General features: G+C 69.2%; 12 protein-coding genes. 2 read left to right on the top strand and 10 right to left on the bottom strand.

The genetic code is table 11. The annotated features are described in order from the left end of the window. Positions 1-16 precede the first annotated feature (16 nt). From rplW to rpsL, 8 genes are all read right to left on the bottom strand, one after another. The gene (gene rplW / locus ACU436_RS10825) at positions 17-316 is read right to left on the bottom strand and encodes a 50S ribosomal protein L23 (protein WP_459024121.1); all 300 of its coding nucleotides are present in this window, start codon (positions 314-316) and stop codon (positions 17-19) included. Then, complete coding sequence (gene rplD, locus ACU436_RS10830) at positions 313-1,248, bottom strand: 50S ribosomal protein L4, sunset domain variant (RefSeq protein WP_459024123.1); 936 nt, start codon at positions 1,246-1,248, stop codon at positions 313-315. Before rplD ends, rplW begins: the two co-directional genes overlap by 4 nt. Further along, a complete protein-coding gene (gene rplC / locus ACU436_RS10835; RefSeq protein ID WP_459024125.1) occupies positions 1,245-1,898 on the bottom strand; it encodes a 50S ribosomal protein L3 in 654 nt (217 codons plus the stop codon). The genes rplD and rplC overlap by 4 nt, the downstream gene beginning before the upstream one ends. Positions 1,899-1,909: 11 nt before the next feature. Further along, positions 1,910-2,215, bottom strand: a complete 306-nt coding sequence (gene rpsJ, locus ACU436_RS10840; protein ID WP_040804197.1) for a 30S ribosomal protein S10 — start codon at positions 2,213-2,215, stop codon at positions 1,910-1,912. Between the two features lie 322 nt (positions 2,216-2,537). Next, a complete protein-coding gene (tuf, locus tag ACU436_RS10845) occupies positions 2,538-3,731 on the bottom strand; it encodes an elongation factor Tu (protein ID WP_459024128.1) in 1,194 nt (397 codons plus the stop codon). A gap of 111 nt (positions 3,732-3,842) precedes the next feature. Further along, a complete protein-coding gene (gene fusA, locus ACU436_RS10850; RefSeq protein WP_459024130.1) occupies positions 3,843-5,942 on the bottom strand; it encodes an elongation factor G in 2,100 nt (699 codons plus the stop codon). Between the two features lie 39 nt (positions 5,943-5,981). After that, the gene (rpsG, locus tag ACU436_RS10855) at positions 5,982-6,452 is read right to left on the bottom strand and encodes a 30S ribosomal protein S7 (RefSeq protein ID WP_459024132.1); all 471 of its coding nucleotides are present in this window, start codon (positions 6,450-6,452) and stop codon (positions 5,982-5,984) included. Continuing rightward, complete coding sequence (gene rpsL, locus ACU436_RS10860) at positions 6,452-6,826, bottom strand: 30S ribosomal protein S12 (RefSeq protein ID WP_142051261.1); 375 nt, start codon at positions 6,824-6,826, stop codon at positions 6,452-6,454. The genes rpsG and rpsL overlap by 1 nt, the downstream gene beginning before the upstream one ends. Before the next feature lie 419 nt (positions 6,827-7,245). Between rpsL and ACU436_RS10865 the strand changes: the two genes are divergently transcribed. After that, on the top strand, positions 7,246-9,609 hold the full coding sequence (locus ACU436_RS10865) for an alpha/beta hydrolase fold domain-containing protein (RefSeq protein ID WP_459024134.1): 2,364 nt from the start codon (positions 7,246-7,248) through the stop codon (positions 9,607-9,609). Between the two features lie 144 nt (positions 9,610-9,753). After that, positions 9,754-10,713 (top strand): hypothetical protein, encoded by a 960-nt coding sequence (locus ACU436_RS10870; RefSeq protein ID WP_459024136.1) that lies wholly within the window; start codon positions 9,754-9,756, stop codon positions 10,711-10,713. A gap of 166 nt (positions 10,714-10,879) precedes the next feature. Here the strand turns inward: ACU436_RS10870 and ACU436_RS10875 are convergent, their stop codons facing one another. After that, positions 10,880-14,803: a DNA-directed RNA polymerase subunit beta' gene (locus tag ACU436_RS10875; protein ID WP_459024138.1), complete on the bottom strand. Its 3,924-nt coding sequence runs from the start codon at positions 14,801-14,803 to the stop codon at positions 10,880-10,882. A 38-nt stretch (positions 14,804-14,841) separates the two neighbouring features. Further along, on the bottom strand, positions 14,842-18,351 hold the full coding sequence (rpoB, locus tag ACU436_RS10880) for a DNA-directed RNA polymerase subunit beta (RefSeq protein ID WP_459024140.1): 3,510 nt from the start codon (positions 18,349-18,351) through the stop codon (positions 14,842-14,844). Positions 18,352-18,366 lie beyond the last annotated feature (15 nt).

Genomic DNA, 18,366 nt, shown 5'->3' on the forward strand with positions numbered 1-18,366 from the left:
ATGTGTCGTCAGCCCCTCAGCTCGCCCGGCCGCCGAACACGTCGATCGCCCGGCTCTCCTCGGAGAGCGTGACGATGGCGCGCTTGGTGTCCTTGCGCTTGCCGTAGCCGGTGCGGGTGCGCTTGCGCTTCCCCGGGCGGTTCAGCGTGTTGACGCTGAGCACCTTGACCCCGAACACCTTCTCCACGGCGATCTTGATCTCGGTCTTGTTCGCGCCCGGGGCGACGACGAAGGTGTACTGGCGCTCCTCGAGCAGCCCGTAGCTCTTCTCCGACACCACCGGCGCGAGCAGGATGTCCCGCGGATCGGGGATCACTTGTCAGCCTCCTTGCGCTGCGACGGCGGCGCCTGGAAACCTGCCGCCTCGGCCGCCTCGGCGGAGGCGAACCAGACCTCGGCCTCCGTGCGGGCGTAGAACGAGCTGCCCGGCACGTGGTAGAGCATCGAGTCGGCGTTGCCCTTCACCGGGAAGCCCTCCGGCTGCGAGCCGTCGGCCAGCGGCGCGTGGCTCTGCGGGCCGTACTGGCCCTCCTCGGTGGCCGGCGCGGCACCCTTCCCGGGCTCCACGGTCTCGCTCTCCCGTGCGGCGGCCCGGACCGATGCCTTCTTCGAGGTCGCGATCGGACCGGCGAGGAACGCGTCGAGCGCCTCCTGGGTGAACACCACCGCGTCGTTGACCAGCACGTCGTACGTGTTGAGCTGGTCGGGCGAGATCAGGTGCACCGTGGGCAGGTTGCGCAGCGACAGCCAGGCCGCCTCGTCGTCGCGGCCGAGCACCACGAGCACCCGCTGCGCGGCGTCGCCGGTGACGGCCTCGATCGCCTTGCGGGCCGACTTGGTGGACGGGGCGTCGCCCGTGACCACGGAGGACACGACGTGCACCAGCCCGCCACGCGCCCGGTCGGAGAGGGCACCGCGCAGGGCGGCGGCCTTCATCTTCTTGGGCGTCTTCTGCGTGTAGTCACGCGGCGTGGGCCCGTGGACGATGCCACCACCCGCGAACTGCGGCGCGCGGGTGGAGCCCTGACGGGCGCGACCGGTGCCCTTCTGGCGGTACGGCTTCTTGCCGCCGCCGCGCACCTCGCCGCGGGTCTTCGTGTCGTGCGTGCCCTGGCGGGCAGCCGCCAGCTGGGCCACCACGACCTGGTGCATCAGCGGCACGTTGGCCGTGACGTCGAAGACGTGGTCCGGCAGCTCGACGGAGCCGCCCTTCTTGCCCTCGGGGGACAGGACGTCGACGGAGGTCACTGCGCACCACCCTTCGAAGCCGTCTTGACGAGGACGAGGCCGCCGCGCGGGCCGGGGATCGCACCCTTGATCAGCAGCAGGCCGTTCTCGCCGTCCACGCGGTGGACCGTGAGGCTCTGCGTGGTGGTGCGCACGTTGCCCATGCGGCCGGCCATGCGCACGCCCTTGAAGACCCGGCCCGGCGTGGCGCACCCGCCGATGGAGCCCGGCGAACGGTGCTTGCGCTGCGTGCCGTGGCTGCTGCTGAGGCCCTTGAAGCCGTGACGCTTCATGACGCCCGCGGTGCCCTTGCCCTTGCTGGTGCCCACGACGTCGACGGTGGTTCCGGCGTCGAACACCTCGGCCGTGATCTCCTGGCCGACGGTGTACTCGCTCGCGTCGATCGTGCGGAGCTCGACCAGGTGCCGGCGCGGCGTGACGCCCGCCTTGGTGAAGTGGCCGGTGCGCGGCTGGTTCACCTTGCGCGGGTCGATCGCGCCGTAGGCGAGCTGCACGGCCGTGTAGCCGTCGGTCTCCGGCGTGCGGACCTGCGTCACCACGTTCGGGCCCGCCTGGACCACGGTGACTGGGACCACCCGGTTGTTCTCGTCGAAGACCTGGGTCATCCCGAGCTTCGTGCCCAGGATCCCGGTGATCTTTCGTTCGGTCATCGGTCCAAGCCCTACTGGATGTTGACGTCGACGCTGGCCGGCAGGTCGATGCGCATGAGCGCGTCGACCGTCTTGGGCGTCGGGTCGAGGATGTCGATCAGCCGCTTGTGCGTGCGCATCTCGAAGTGCTCCCGCGAGTCCTTGTACTTGTGCGGCGAGCGGATGACGCAGTAGATGTTCTTCTCCGTCGGCAGCGGCACCGGCCCGACGACCCGAGCTCCCGTGCGGGTGACCGTCTCGACGATCTTGCGCGCGGAGGCGTCGATGGCCTCGTGGTCATAGGCCTTCAGCCTGATGCGGATCTTTTGTCCCGCCATGGTCGTCGGTCGTCCTTCTCTTCCTGCCGCTTGTCGTACGCATCCGGGGTGGGCGCCCCGAGGAGCGCAGCCTCAGTGGTTCCTGGGCGGTCTCACTCGTGGCTGCTCCGGTCCACGAGGTCGGGCGTGTCGCTACCTGACCTCATACCGGTCCCCGGGCGATCGGCGTCCCCCTGGGGGGATGGCTCGAGCTCAGGGGCTGAGCGTGGCCGCGGCGCACTCGGACGCCAGGTCGTGAGACAGGAGTCCGGGCGCGCCGCAGCCCTACGCGCAACCCGTCAAGGATGCCACACGTGAGCGTGGCGCCCTCGACCGGGGGGTACTACTTGTTGATCTTCGTGACCTGGCCGGCGCCGACGGTGCGGCCGCCCTCGCGGATGGCGAGCTGCAGGCCCTCCTCCATGGCGATCGGCTGGATCAGCTGGACGCTGATCCCGGTGTTGTCGCCGGGCATCACCATCTCGGTGCCCTGCGGCAGCGTCACGACGCCCGTCACGTCCGTGGTCCGGAAGTAGAACTGCGGACGGTAGTTGTTGAAGAACGGCGTGTGCCGGCCACCCTCGTCCTTGGACAGGATGTAGACCTGCGCCTCGAACTCCGTGTGCGGGGTGATCGAGTTCGGCTTCACGACGACCTGGCCGCGCTCGACGTCCTCGCGCTTGACGCCGCGGAGCAGCAGGCCGACGTTCTCGCCCGCGCGACCCTCGTCGAGGATCTTGCGGAACATCTCGACACCGGTGACGGTGGTGGAGGTCGACTTCTCGCGGATGCCCACGATCTCGACGGTCTCGTTCACCTTCACGATGCCGCGCTCGATGCGGCCGGTGACCACGGTGCCGCGGCCGGTGATCGTGAAGACGTCCTCGACGGGCATGAGGAACGGCTTCTCGGTGTCGCGCTCCGGCTCCGGGATCGCCTCGTCGACGGCGTTCATGAGTTCCATGACCTTGTCCGCCCACTCGGCGTCGCCCTCGAGCGCCTTGAGCGCCGACACGCGGACGATCGGCAGGTCGTCGCCCGGGTACTCCTGCGAGGACAGGAGCTCCCGGACCTCCAGCTCGACGAGCTCGAGGATCTCCTCGTCGTCGACCATGTCGGCCTTGTTCAGCGCCACCACGATGTACGGCACACCGACCTGACGGGCGAGCAGCACGTGCTCACGCGTCTGCGGCATCGGGCCGTCGGTGGCGGCGACCACCAGGATCGCACCGTCCATCTGGGCGGCACCGGTGATCATGTTCTTGATGTAGTCGGCGTGACCGGGGCAGTCTACGTGCGCGTAGTGCCGCTTCTCGGTCTGGTACTCGACGTGCGCGATCGAGATGGTGATACCGCGCTGACGCTCCTCGGGCGCCTTGTCGATCTGGTCGAACGCCGACGCCTCGTTGAGGGTCGGGTACTTGTCGTGCAGAACCTTGGTGATTGCCGCCGTCAGCGTGGTCTTGCCGTGGTCGATGTGACCAATGGTGCCGATGTTGACGTGCGGCTTGGTCCGCTCGAACTTCGCCTTCGCCACTGCAGGGTCCTCCTGGACTGGTTTCTTCTTGTCCGCCGTGCTGACGGCAGGTCTTTGGTGGGTGGTACTCGGAATGGGCCGCGGACCTTACCGGCCCGCGGCACACCCCACTTACTCGCCCGTGGCCTTGGCGATGATCTCCTTGGCCACGTTGGTCGGGACCTCCGCGTAGGAGTCGAAGACCATCGTGTAGTTCGCCCGGCCCTGGGTCCGCGACCGCAGGTCGCCGACGTAGCCGAACATCTCCGAGAGCGGAACCAGCGCCTTGATGACGCGGGCGCCGGCCCGTTCCTCCATGGCCTGGATGTGACCACGGCGGGAGTTGAGGTCGCCGATCACGTCGCCCATGTAGTCCTCGGGCGTGGTGACCTCGACGGCCATCATCGGCTCGAGCAGGGCCGGGTCGGCCTTGCGCGCAGCCTCCTTGAGAGCCATCGAACCGGCAACCTTGAACGCCATCTCGGACGAGTCGACCTCGTGGTACTGGCCGTCGAGCAGCGTGAGCTTGATGCCGGTCAGCGGGTAACCGGCCAGCACGCCGTACTGCATGGCGTCCTGGGCACCGGCGTCCACCGACGGGATGTACTCCCGCGGGATGCGACCACCGGTCACCTTGTTGTCGAACTCGTACAGCGCACCGTCGGCCGTGTCGAGCGGCTCCAGCTTGATGATGACGCGGGCGAACTGACCCGAACCACCGGTCTGCTTCTTGTGCGTGTACTCGTGCTTCGCGACCGTCTTGCGGATGGTCTCGCGGTAGGCCACCTGCGGCTTGCCGATGTTGGCCTCGACCTTGAACTCGCTCTTCATGCGGTTGACCAGCACCTCGAGGTGCAGCTCACCCATGCCGGCGAGAATGGTCTGGCCGGTGTCGTCGTCCAGCGACACCTGGAACGTCGGGTCCTCCTCGGCCAGCTTCTGGATGGCCGTGGAGAGCTTCTCCTGGTCCGCCTTGGTCTTCGGCTCCACCGCGACCTGGATGACCGGGTCCGGGAACGTCATCGACTCGAGCACGATCGGCAACTGCGGGTCGCTGAGCGTGTCGCCCGTGGTGGTGTCCTTCAGCCCGATGACCGCATAGATGTGACCGACAAGGGCCTCGTCGACCGGGTTCTCCTTGTTGGCGTGCATCTGGAAGATCTTCCCGATGCGCTCCTTGCGGTCCTTGGTCGAGTTGATGACCTGCGAACCGGCGGCGACCCGACCCGAGTAGACCCGGATGTAGGTCAGCTTGCCGAAGAACGGGTGCGCGGCGATCTTGAACGCCAGCGCCGAGAACGGCTCGTCCTTCTCGGGCTTGCGGCTGGCCGCGGTCTCCCCGTCCTGCAGCGTGCCCTCGACGGGCGGCAGCTCGACCGGCGACGGCAGGTAGTCGATCACGGCGTCGAGCAGGGGCTGCACGCCCTTGTTCTTGAACGCCGAGCCGCACAGCACCGGGTAGGCGCTGCGGTCCTTCACGATCCGGCGGATGCCGTGCTTCAGCTGCTGGACCGTGAGCTCCTCCCCGCCGAGGTAGAGCTCCATGAGGTCGTCGTCGGTCTCGGCGACGGCCTCCACGAGCGCGGTGCGGTACTCCTCCGCGCGGTCGCGCAGGTCGGCCGGGATCTCCTCGACCGCGTAGTCCTCACCCTTCTGGACCTCGCCACGCCAGGTGAGGGCGCGCATCTCGACCAGGTCGATGACGCCGATGAAGTCGTTCTCCGAGCCGATGGGCAGCTGGATCGGGAGCGGCTTGGCACCCAGGCGGTTCTGGATGGTGCCGACCGTGAAGTAGAAGTCCGCGCCCAGCTTGTCCATCTTGTTGACGAAGCAGATGCGCGGGACGTCGTACTTGGTGGCCTGCCGCCAGACCTGCTCGGACTGCGGCTCGACGCCCTCCTTGCCGTCGAAGACGGCGACGGCACCGTCGAGCACCCGCAGGTTGCGCTCCACCTCGACGGTGAAGTCCACGTGCCCCGGGGTGTCGATCAGGTTGATCTGGTGGTCTTTCCAGAAGCAGGTCGTCGCGGCGGACGTGATCGTGATGCCGCGCTTCTGCTCCTCCTCCATCCAGTCCATCGTGGCCGCGCCGTCGTGGACCTCACCGATCTTGTAGTTGATCCCGGTGTAGAACAGGATCCGCTCGGTGGTGGTGGTCTTGCCGGCGTCGATGTGCGCCATGATGCCGATGTTGCGGACCTTGCCCAGGTCCGTCAGCACGTCCCGTGCCACTTCAGATTCTCCCTCGGATTGGCGCGGACGATCAGCCCGTCACCAGCGGTAGTGGGCGAAGGCCTTGTTGGACTCCGCCATCTTGTGCATGTCCTCGCGCCGCTTCACGCTGGCGCCCAGCCCGTTGCTCGCGTCGAGCAGCTCGTTCATCAGCCGATCGACCATCGTCTTCTCGCGGCGCTGGCCGGCGTACGAGACGATCCAGCGCAGCGCGAGGGTGGTCTGCCGGACGGCGCGCACCTCGACGGGGACCTGGTAGGTGGCACCACCCACGCGGCGGCTCTTGACCTCGAGAGCCGGCTTCACGTTGTCCATGGCGCGCTTGAGCGTGACGACCGGGTCGGTGCCGGTCTTGTCCCGGGTGCCCTCCAGGGCGGCGTACACGACGCGCTCGGCGAGCGAACGCTTGCCGTCCTTGAGGACCTTGTTCACCAGCTGGGTGACCAGCGGCGAGCCGTAGACCGGGTCGGAGACCAGCGGGCGCTTCGGCGCCGCTCCCTTGCGGGGCATCAGCTCTTCTCCTTCTTCGCGCCGTAGCGGCTGCGGGACTGCTTGCGGTTGCGGACCCCCTGGGTGTCCAGCGAGCCGCGAATGATCTTGTAGCGAACACCGGGCAGGTCCTTCACCCGGCCGCCGCGCACCAGCACGATCGAGTGCTCCTGGAGGTTGTGCCCCTCACCCGGGATGTAGGCCGTGACCTCGATGTCGCTGGAGAGCCGCACACGCGCGACCTTGCGGAGCGCGGAGTTGGGCTTCTTGGGCGTGGTGGTGTACACGCGGGTGCACACGCCGCGCCGCTGCGGGCTCCCCTTGAGCGCTGCGGTCTTGGTCTTGCCGACCTTGTCCTGACGGCCCTTGCGGACCAGCTGCTGGATCGTGGGCATGAACCGTCTACTTCTTCCCGTCGGTGGTTCTCGAGCTTCGTCATGTGGTTCTGGTGCTGTGCGGGTTGCCCGGCCCCCGAGGTCGGGCGTGTCCCCGAGTCGGGCGTACTGCTACCCGGGCACCGAACGAGATCTGGGGACCTCACGGGGGCCAGGGCCCGCGCACCCCGAGGTCGGCGACCACCGGGCACGCAGATCGGCCCGACCGTGGCCGAGCGCAAGACAACAGGGTACCCGCCCCGTCGAAGAGGGGTCAAAACGGGTCCCGGTCAGCGCTGCCGGTACCCGCAGGGTGCCTGAAGGCCGCGCCCGCCGCAAGGGGACGCGCCCGCTCGCCGCGCGATACGCCCCGCTCGTCGCAGGTAGCGGCCGTGCAGCTCGAGCATTCCGTTGCACCTCGGCGCAAGTTACCGTCCGGTATGCGGTTGCCCCGTCCCGTCGTCCGGCAGCTCACCCGCGCTGTCGTGCGTCCACTGCTCTCTCCTCGCCTCCCGCTCGCCGTGCGGCGCCCACTGCTGGACGCCACCGGTCGTGTCGTACCCCTCCCGCGCGGCACCCGGCGCGGCTACGGCCCGCTGGGCGGGGTGCCAACCGAGCGGCTGGCGGCGCGCGGGGCAACCGGACCGCACCAGGTGCTGTACGTGCACGGCGGCGGCTACCAGGTCGGTTCACCGACCTCGCACCGCGCGCTCGCCGCCCACCTGAGCCGGGCCGCCCGCGCCCCCGTGCACCTGCCGGACTACCGGCTCGCACCGGAGCACCCGTACCCCGCCGCCGTGGACGACGTGGCCGCGGCCTACCAGGCCCTGCGCGACGCAGGACACCCAGCACAACGCATCGCGGTGGCCGGTGATTCCGCCGGCGGCGGGATCGTCATGGCACTGGTGCTGCGGCTGCGCGCCGCGGGTGACGAGCTGCCGGGATCGATCGGGCTGCTCTCCCCGTGGCTCGACCTGGACCTCGGCTCACCCCTGCTCCGGGCGAACGCCGCCACCGACGCGATGCTGGACCCGGCCTGGCTCCCCGATGCCGCCGCTCGTTACCGCGGCGGGATCGACGCACCCGAGATCCGACCGCTCGAGGCCGATCTCGCCGGGCTCCCGCCCACCCACGTGATCGCCGGCAGCGAGGAGATCCTGCTCGGCGACTCGGATGCGCTGGTGGCACGGATCCGGGAAGCGGGCGGTCCGGTGGACTACCTGCGGACCGCGGGCATGTGGCACGCCTACCCGGTGTTCGCCGGCATGCTCCGCGAGGCCGACGACGCGGTGACCGCGCTGGGCGCGGCGATCCGTTTCGACTGCGCCGGGAGCGGAGCGCGCCGGAGCGAAGCGGAGGCAAGCGGACACCGCCGTCCGCGCGTGGCCGTCGTCGGGGCGGGGTTCGGAGGCGTCGGACTGGGCATGGCGCTGCGCGGCGCCGGGTGGACCGACCCGGCCGAGCTCACGATCCTCGACCGCGCCGACGACGTCGGCGGTGTCTGGCGGGCCAACACCTACCCGGGCGCGGCCTGCGACGTCCCGTCTCACCTCTACTCGTTCTCGGGTGCGCCCGGAATCGAGTGGACCCGCCGGTTCGCCCCGCAACCGGACATCCTGCGCTACCTCGAGCGGCTCACCCGCGAGCACGGGCTCACGGAGCACCTGCGGCTCGGCACCGAGGTCACCGAGGCCCGCTGGGACGAGGCCCGCTCCGTCTGGCGGCTGTCCCTGGCCGGTGCCGACGCGATCGAGGCAGACGTGCTGGTGCCGGCCTGCGGCCAGCTCTCCCGGCCCGTCCGCCCGGCGATCCCCGGCCTCGATCGGTTCGCCGGACCCGTCTTCCACTCGGCGGAGTGGGACCACGGCGTCGACCTCGCCGGCAAGCGGGTCGCCGTGGTCGGCACCGGGGCGAGCGCGATCCAGTTCGTCCCCGCGATCGTCGACCGGGTGGCGGCCCTGACGGTGTTCCAGCGGTCCGCACCGCACGTGATCCCGAAGCCGGACCGCGCGTACGCCGCCCGGCCGCCGGGCAACCGCGCCGCGGCCCGCGCCTTCTGGTCCGCCTTCTTCGAGACCGGCGCACTCGGCCTCACCTCACTGCGCGCCGCCTCGCTGCCGCTCCGCCTCGCCGCGGTGGCGCTGCGCCGCAGCCAGGTGCCCGACCCCGCCCTGCGCTCCCGCCTCACCCCGGACCACCCGATCGGGTGCAAGCGCATCCTGATCTCGTCGGACTACTACCCGGCGCTGCGCCGCCCGCACGTCGACGTCATCACCGAAGCGATCACCGAGGTCACCGCCGCCGGCGTGCGGACGGCCGGCGGCCGGGAGCACCCGGCCGACGTGATCATCCTGGGCACGGGGTTCGCTGCCACCGAGTTCCTGACCCCGATGAAGGTGTTCGGCGCCGGGGGGCAGGAGCTCTCCGAGCGGTGGCGCGACGGCGCGACCGCCCACCTCGGCATCACCGTGCCCGGCTTCCCCAACCTCTTCCTGCTCTACGGGCCGAACACGAACCTCGGCTCCGGCTCGATCGTGCACATGCTGGAGTGCCAGATCGGCTACGTGCGCCAGGCCCTCGACCTGCTGCGCTCCGGGGTACGAACCCTCACCGTGCGCCCCGAGGTCGCCGCGCGCTCCGACACCGAGATCCAGCGACGCCTCGCCCGCTCGGTGTGGACGGGATGCCACAACTGGTACCGCACCGCGACGGGACGGGTGGTGAACAACTGGCCCGGCACGATGCGCGAGTACGCGAGGCGCACGAGGCACTTGAAGGTCACGGAGTACGAGACACACCCCTGAGCTGGACGAACGGCACTCCCGTACCGCTCTATCGGACGGGAGTGCCGCTCGTACGGTTTGGGAGTTGTCCACATCGGGATCCGGGTATCCACAGATTGCGCGGGCCCGGCCCCTCGCTCCCCCTGGGCACGCACGATCGGGCCCATGCCTCGACGATCATCCCCACGCCCGGACGAGCTCATCGTCGCCCTGGGCGGCGCCACTGTCGTACGGGTCGAGCACCTCGTGGCGCTCGGGCTCACCCGGAGCACGATCGCGCACCGTTGCCGGTCGGGTGGTCCGTGGCGCCGGCTCGCGCCAGGCATCGTCAAGCTCGACAACGGTCCGGTCACCAGGGTCGACCGCCGCAAGGCAGCGCTGCTCCACGCCGGCTGCGGCGCCGTCCTCACCGGCCTCGACGCACTGGAGCTGCACGGGATGCTGCGGATGCCGTCGCCGTCCGGGCCGGTGCACATGCTGATCCCGGGCGAGCGCCGCCGCGGTGGCTCCGGCCTCGCACTCGTCGAACGCACCAATCGCCTCCCGGTCGCCGTCCCCGGGCGGTGGCCGCTCGCCCCGATCGCCAGGGCCGCGCTCGACGCCGCTCGGCGTCTCACAGCCCGTGACGAGGTCCGAGGGCTGCTCGCCGAGGTCGTGCAGCGCGGCCGATGCTCTCCGGCCGAGCTGAACGCCGAGCTCGCCGACGGAAGCGGCCGAGGTGCGCGGCTCCCCCGCGAGGTGCTCCTCGAGATCAGCGACGGCGTGCGGTCCGTCGCCGAGGCCGACGCGCGGGAGATCGCGCAGCGCAGCGGCCTGCCTGCGCCCATCTGGAACGCGAAGCTCCACGACCGTCACGGGCGGTTCATCGCCATGCCGGATGCCTGGTTCGACGCCGTCGGGATGGCCTGGGAGATCGACTCCCGCGAGTTCCACCTGAGTCCCGCCGACTACGAACGCACGCTCGAGAGGCGCTCCGCGATGATGGCTGAAGGGATCATCGTGCTGCACACGCTGCCGAAGAAGCTCAGGCACCGCGAAGACGCCGTGAACGAACTGCGCCGCGTGTATGCGAGTGCCGCGCGTCGCCCCCGCCCCGGGGTTCTTGCCCTTCCCGGAGGGCGGTGAGCGCTACGAGCGGCACATTCGTACCGCTCTATCGGACGAAGGTGCCGCTCGTACCGAGGACGCACGAACGGGGCCGGTCACCTCCACGGGAGAGAGGTGGCCGGCCCCGTTCATCGGCGTCGGGCACCTGTGGTCGGACCGTCGCCCGACCACAGGCTTCGATTACCTACCGGTAGTCGCGCCCGAAGTCGTAGTCGTCCAGCGGCACCGCAGCACCGGTGCCGGTGCCGAACACGTCGGGGCTGTAGTAGCCGTCGTCGTAGCTCGGCAGCGCGTAGGCGGCCGCGCGGGCCTCCTCCGTGGGCTGGACCTGGATGTTGCGGTACCGGTTGATGCCGGTACCGGCCGGGATCAGCTTGCCGATGATCACGTTCTCCTTGAGCCCGACGAGCTTGTCGCGCTTTCCGTTGATCGCGGCATCGGTGAGGATCTTCGTGGTCTCCTGGAACGACGCCGCGGACAGCCACGACTCCGTGGCCAGCGAGGCCTTCGTGATCCCCATCAGCACCGGACGGCCCGAGGCCGGCTCGCCACCCTCGGCCACCGCCTGGCGGTTGGCGGTCTCGAACTCCGACCGCTCCGCCAGCGCACCCGGCAGGAACTCCGTGGAACCCGAGTCGATGATCGTGACCCGGCGGAGCATCTGACGGACGATGACCTCGACGTGCTTGTCGTGGATGTCCACGCTCTGCGTGCGGTACACCTTCTGCACCTCACGCACCAGGTGCAGCTGCACCTCACGCGGGCCCATGACACGCAGCACCTCGTGCGGGTCGGCCGTGCCCTCGAGCAGCAGCTGCCCGACGTGCACGTGGTCGCCGTCGCCCAGCGGACGCTCCTGGCCGTCGACCGTGGTCATCGCGAGCCACTGCCGCTTCGACAGCTTCTCGTAGACGATCTCCTCGCCGCCGTCGTCCGGCGTGAGGACGATCTTCCAGAAGCGGTCGCCGTCCTCGATGGCGATGCGGCCGTCGACGTCGGCGATCGGCGCCTTGCCCTTCGGCACGCGGGCCTCGAACAGCTCCGTGACGCGGGGCAGACCGGTGGTGATGTCGTCTCCGGCGACACCGCCCTGGTGGAACGTACGCATCGTCAGCTGCGTGCCGGGCTCACCGATCGACTGCGCGGCCACGATGCCGACGGCCTCGCCGACGTCCACCAGCTTGCCGGTGGCCATCGAGCGGCCGTAGCACATGCCGCAGATCCCGGTGGCCGACGTGCAGGTCAGGGCGCTACGCACCTTGATCTGCCGCACACCCGCCTCGACCAGCGCGTCGAGCGCCGGGTCGCCGAGGTCGTCGCCGCGGTGCAGGATGATCTGCCCGTCCGGCCCCGTGACGTCCTCGGCGGACGACCGGGCGTACACCGAGGTGCGCAGGTAGCGGTGCGGGATCAGGCGCCCGTCCGACAGCTCCTCGGTGACCGGCATGGTGATGCTGCGCTCGGTGCCGCAGTCGACCTCGCGGACGATGACGTCCTGCGACACGTCCACCAGACGACGGGTGAGGTAGCCCGAGTCGGCCGTGCGCAGCGCCGTGTCTGCCAGACCCTTGCGGGTGCCGTGGGTGGAGATGAAGTACTCACCCACCGACAGGCCCTCGCGGAAGTTGGACTTGATCGGCCGGGGGATGTACTCGCCCTTCGGGTTGGCCACCAGACCACGCATCCCGGCGAGCTGCCGGACCTGGGTCATGTTGCCCGCCGCGCCCGACTTCACGATCGTCGGGATCGGGTTGTCCTCGGGGAAGTTCTCCTCCATGGCCCGGGCGACCTCTTCGGTGGCCTGGGTCCAGATCTTGACCATCTCGTCGTTGCGCTCCTGGTGCGACAGGGCACCACGCTGGTAGCGCTTGTTGATCTGGTCGGCCTTGGCCTCGTAGCCGTCGAGGATCTCCTGCTTGTTCGGCGGCACCACGACGTCGGAGATCGCCATCGTGACCCCCGAACGCGTGGCCCAGTAGAAGCCCGCCTCCTTGAGCCGGTCGAGGACCTGCGCCACCTCGGTCATCGAGTACCGCTCGGCCAGATCGTTGATGATCGTGGCCTGCCGCTTCTTGGGCAGCGGCTCGTTGATGAACGGGTAGTCCGGCGGCAGCAGCTCGTTGAACAGGACCCGGCCGAGAGTGGTCTCGGCGAGCCACGGGTCGCCCTGCTGCCAGCCATCGGCCTCCAGCGCGGCGACGACGTCGGCCGGCGGGACCACGCCGAGGAGGCGGATCTTCACCGGCGCCTGCAGGTGCAGCGCCTTCCGGTCGTAGGCCATGATCGCCTCGGCGGGCGAGGAGTACACCTGGCCCTCGCCGTGGGCGCCGTCGCGCAGCCGGGAGAGGTGGTAGAGCCCGGTGACCATGTCCAGGCGGGGCATGGCCAGCGGACGACCCGACGCCGGCGACAGGATGTTGTTGCTCGAGAGCATCAGCACCCGGGCCTCGGACTGCGCCTCGGCCGACAGCGGCAGGTGCACCGCCATCTGGTCACCGTCGAAGTCGGCGTTGAACGCCTCGCAGACCAGCGGGTGCAGCTGGATTGCCTTGCCCTCCACCAGCTGCGGCTCGAAGGCCTGGATGCCGAGGCGGTGCAGCGTGGGCGCGCGGTTGAGCAGCACGGGGTGCTCGGAGATGACCTCCTCGAGCACATCCCACACCTGCGAGCGGCCGCGCTCCACCATGCGCTTGGCGGACTTGATGTTCTGCGCGTGGTTGAGGTCGACCAGCCGCTTCATCACGAACGGCTTGAACAGCTCCAGCGCCATGCCCTTGGGCAGGCCGCACTGGTGCAGCTTCAGCTGCGGGCCGACCACGATGACCGAACGGCCCGAGTAGTCGACGCGCTTGCCGAGCAGGTTCTGGCGGAACCGGCCCTGCTTGCCCTTGAGCAGGTCGGACAGCGACTTGAGCGGGCGGTTGCCCGGCCCGGTGACCGGCCGGCCCCGGCGGCCGTTGTCGAACAGCGCGTCGACGGCCTCCTGCAGCATCCGCTTCTCGTTGTTGACGATGATCTCGGGCGCGCCGAGGTCGATCAGCCTCTTGAGGCGGTTGTTGCGGTTGATGACCCGGCGGTACAGGTCGTTGAGGTCCGAGGTGGCGAAGCGGCCACCGTCGAGCTGCACCATCGGGCGCAGGTCCGGCGGGATGACCGGGACGCAGTCGAGCACCATGCCCATCGGGCTGTTGCCGGTGGCCTGGAACGCCGCGACGACCTTGAGCCGCTTCAGCGCGCGGAGCTTCTTCTGCCCCTTGCCGTTGCGGATGGTCTCCCGCAGGTTCTCGGCCTCGGCCGCGATGTCGAAGTTCTGCAGCAGGGTCTGGATCGCCTCGGCGCCCATGGCGCCGGTGAAGTAGTCGCCGTAGCGGTCGTAGAGCTCGCGGTAGAGCCCCTCGTCGGCGATCAGCTGCTGGACACCGAGCTTGGTGAAGGTGGTCCAGATCTCGTCGAGCCGGTCCAGCTCGCGCTGGGCGCGGTCGCGGAGCTGGCGCATCTCGCGCTCGCCACCCTCCTTGACCTTGCGGCGGACGTCGCTCTTGGCGCCCTCCGCCTCCAGCTCGGCGATGTCGGTCTCGAGCTTCTGGGCCCGGGCCTCCAGGTCGGAGTCGCGACGGTTCTCGACTCGCTTGCGCTCCACGCTCATCTCGTTCTCGAGCGTGGAGAGGTCCTGGTGGCGCAGCTCCGTGTTCACCGAGGTGATCACGTAGGCGGCGAAGTAGATGATCTTCTCGAGGTCCTTGGGAGCCAGGTCGAGCAGGTAGCCCAGCCGGCTCGGGACGCCCTTGAAGTACCAGATGTGCGTGACCGGGGCGGCCAGCTCGATGTGGCCCATCCGCTCGCGCCGCACCTTGGCGCGGGTGACCTCCACGCCACAGCGCTCACAGATGATGCCCTTGAACCGGACTCGCTTGTACTTGCCGCAGTAGCACTCCCAGTCGCGGGTGGGACCGAAGATCTTCTCGCAGAAGAGCCCGTCCTTCTCCGGCTTGAGGGTGCGGTAGTTGATGGTTTCGGGCTTCTTGACCTCGCCGTGAGACCACTGGCGGATGTCCTCGGCGGTGGCCAGGCCGATGCGCAGCTCGTCGAAGAAGTTGACGTCGAGCAAAATCGTGTCCTTCGTTCGTATCTCGGCTCTGGGCGGGATCAGTTGACGACGTCGTCGACGGTCATCGAGTCGGAACCGGGACGGCTGGACAGGTTGATGCCCAGGTTCGCCGCGGCCCGCTCGAGGTCCTCGTCGTCGGTGTCGCGCATCTCGATCGCCGCGCCGTCGCTGGAGAGCACCTCGACGTTCAGGCACAGCGACTGGAGCTCCTTGAGGAGCACCTTGAACGACTCCGGGATGCCCGGCTCGGGGATGTTCTCGCCCTTGACGATGGCCTCGTACACCTTCACGCGGCCCACCACGTCGTCGGACTTGATGGTGAGCAGCTCCTGCAGGGTGTAGGCGGCGCCGTACGCCTGCATGGCCCAGCACTCCATCTCGCCGAACCGCTGGCCGCCGAACTGGGCCTTACCGCCCAGCGGCTGCTGCGTGATCATCGAGTACGGGCCGGTGGAACGCGCGTGGATCTTGTCGTCCACCAGGTGCGCCAGCTTCAGGATGTACATGTAGCCGACGGCCACCGGGAACGGGAACGGCTCGCCCGAACGCCCGTCGAGCAGCGTGGCCTTCCCGTCCGGGCCGACCATGCGGTCGCCGTCGCGGTTGGGCCGGGTGGAGCCCAGCAGCCCGGTGATCTCCTGCTCGCGCGCGCCGTCGAAGACCGGGGTGGCGGTCCTCGTGCCCGGCGGCACCGAGTGGAGCTCCTCGGGCATCTTGGACGCCCAGTCCGGCTCGCCCTCGACCTCCCAGCCCGACTTGGCGATCCACCCGAGGTGGGTCTCCAGGATCTGGCCGATGTTCATGCGGCGCGGCACGCCGTGGGTGTTGAGGATGATGTCGACCGGCGTGCCGTCCGGGAGGAACGGCATGTCCTCGGCGGGCAGGATCTTGCCGATCACGCCCTTGTTGCCGTGGCGGCCGGCGAGCTTGTCGCCGTCCTGGATCTTGCGCTTCTGCGCCACGTACACGCGGACCAGCTCGTTGACGCCGGGCGCCAGCTCGTCCTCGTCGTCGCGGGAGAAGACGCGGATGCCGATGACCTTGCCGTTCTCGCCGTGCGGCACCTTGAGCGAGGTGTCGCGCACCTCACGGGCCTTCTCGCCGAAGATGGCGCGCAGCAGGCGCTCCTCGGGAGTCAGCTCGGTCTCCCCCTTCGGGGTGACCTTGCCGACGAGGATGTCGCCAGGCTGCACCTCGGCACCGATGCGGATGATGCCGCGCTCGTCGAGGTCGGCGAGGACCTCCTCGGAGACGTTCGGGATGTCCCGGGTGATCTCCTCGGCGCCCAGCTTCGTGTCGCGGGCGTCGATCTCGTGCTCCTCGATGTGGATCGACGTCAGCACGTCGTCCTGCACGAGACGCTGCGAGAGGATGATCGCGTCCTCGTAGTTGTGGCCCTCCCACGGCATGATCGCCACGAGCAGGTTCTTGCCGAGGGCCATCTCACCGTCCTCGGTGCACGGCCCGTCGGCGATGACCTGGCCGGCCTCGACGCGGTCGCCCTCGTCGATGATCGGCTTCTGGTTGTTGCACGTGCCCTGGTTGGACCGGCGGAACTTGTTGAGCCGGTACGTGGTGCGCGTGCCGTCGTCGGCCATCACGGTGATGTAGTCGGCGCACAGCTCCTCGACCACACCGGCCTTGTCGGCCACCAGCACGTCGCCGGCGTCGACCGCGGCCCGCAGCTCCATGCCCGTGCCGACCAGCGGCGACTCGCTGCGCAGCAGCGGCACCGACTGGCGCTGCATGTTGGCGCCCATCAGCGCGCGGTTGGCGTCGTCGTGCTCGAGGAACGGGATGAGCGCCGTGGCCACCGACACCATCTGCCGCGGCGACACGTCCATGTAGTCGACGCCGTCCGGGGCGATGAAGTCGAGCTCGCCGCCCTTGCGCCGGACGAGGACGCGGTCCTCCTGGAAGTGGCCGTCGTCGACGAGAGGCGCGTTGGCCTGGGCGACGACGAAGCGGTCCTCCTCGTCGGCGGTGAGGTAGTCGATCTGCTCGGTGACCCGGCCGTCCTCGACCTTGCGGTACGGCGTCTGGATGAAGCCGAACGGGTTGACCTGCGCGAACGTGGCCAACGAGCCGATCAGGCCGATGTTCGGCCCCTCAGGGGTCTCGATCGGGCACATGCGGCCGTAGTGGCTGGGGTGCACGTCGCGCACCTCCATGCCCGCCCGCTCCCGGGACAGACCGCCGGGGCCGAGCGCGTTCAGGCGGCGCTTGTGCGTGAGCCCTGCGAGGGGGTTGTGCTGGTCCATGAACTGCGACAGCTGCGAGGTGCCGAAGAACTCCTTGATCGCCGCCACGACCGGGCGGATGTTGATCAGGGTCTGCGGCGTGATGGCCTCGACGTCCTGCGTGGTCATCCGCTCGCGGACGACGCGCTCCATGCGGGAGAGGCCGACGCGGACCTGGTTCTGGATCAGCTCGCCGACCGTGCGGATGCGCCGGTTGCCGAAGTGGTCGATGTCGTCGACCTCGACGGGGATGTCGACGCCCGCGGTGCTGGTCATCGCGGTCTCGCCGGCGTGGAGCCGGACGAGGTACTCGATGGTGGTGGCGACGTCCTCTTCGGTGAGCGTGCCCACCGGCATGTCGATGGCCAGGCCCAGCTTCTTGTTGGCCTTGTAGCGGCCGACCTTGGCCAGGTCGTAGCGCTTGTCCTTGAAGAACAGGTTCTCGAGCAGGGTCTGGGCGCTCTCGCGGGTGGGCGGCTCGCCCGGACGCAGCTTGCGGTAGATGTCGAGCAGCGCCTCGTCCTGGCCCGCGGTGTGGTCCTTCTCGAGCGTGGCGAGGATGGTCTCGGAGAACCCGAAACGCTCCCGGATCTGCTCGTTGGTCCAACCCAACGCCTTGAGCAGCACGGTGACCGGCTGGCGGCGCTTGCGGTCGATGCGGACGCCGACGGTGTCGCGCTTGTCGACGTCGAACTCCAGCCACGCACCCCGACTCGGGATGATCTTGACCGAGTAGACGTCCTTCTCGGTGGTCTTGTCGATCGTGTGGTCGAAGTAGACACCGGGCGACCGCACGAGCTGCGACACGACGACACGCTCGGTGCCGTTGATGATGAACGTGCCCTTGCTGGTCATCACCGGGAAGTCACCCATGAACACCGTCTGGCTCTTGATCTCGCCGGTGGTGTTGTTGGTGAACTCGGCCGTGACGAACAGCGGGGCCGCGTAGGTCATGTCCTTGTCGCGGCACTCCTCCTCGGAGGCCTTGACCTCGTCGAAGCGCGGGTCCGAGAAGGACAGGGACATCGAACCGGAGAAGTCCTCGATCGGAGAGATCTCCGTGAGGATCTCCTCGAGACCTCCGACCGGGTTCTCGTCGCCGGCGTCGATCCGACGCTGGAACCAGGCCTCGTCGCCGACCAGCCACTGGAAGGACTGGATCTGCAGGTCGAGGAGGTCGGGCACCTCGAGCGGCTCACGGATCTTCGCGAAGGTGACCCGGGTGGGGGCACCAGGGAAATTCGGGTTGGCCGAGACGGCAGCGGGCGCGGGGGTCGCGAGGGGGCTGGTGGCGCGGGACGAAGCCAAGATGCGTCCTTCCGA

It is taken from the genome of Pseudonocardia wallangbongensis (genome assembly GCF_054486945.1).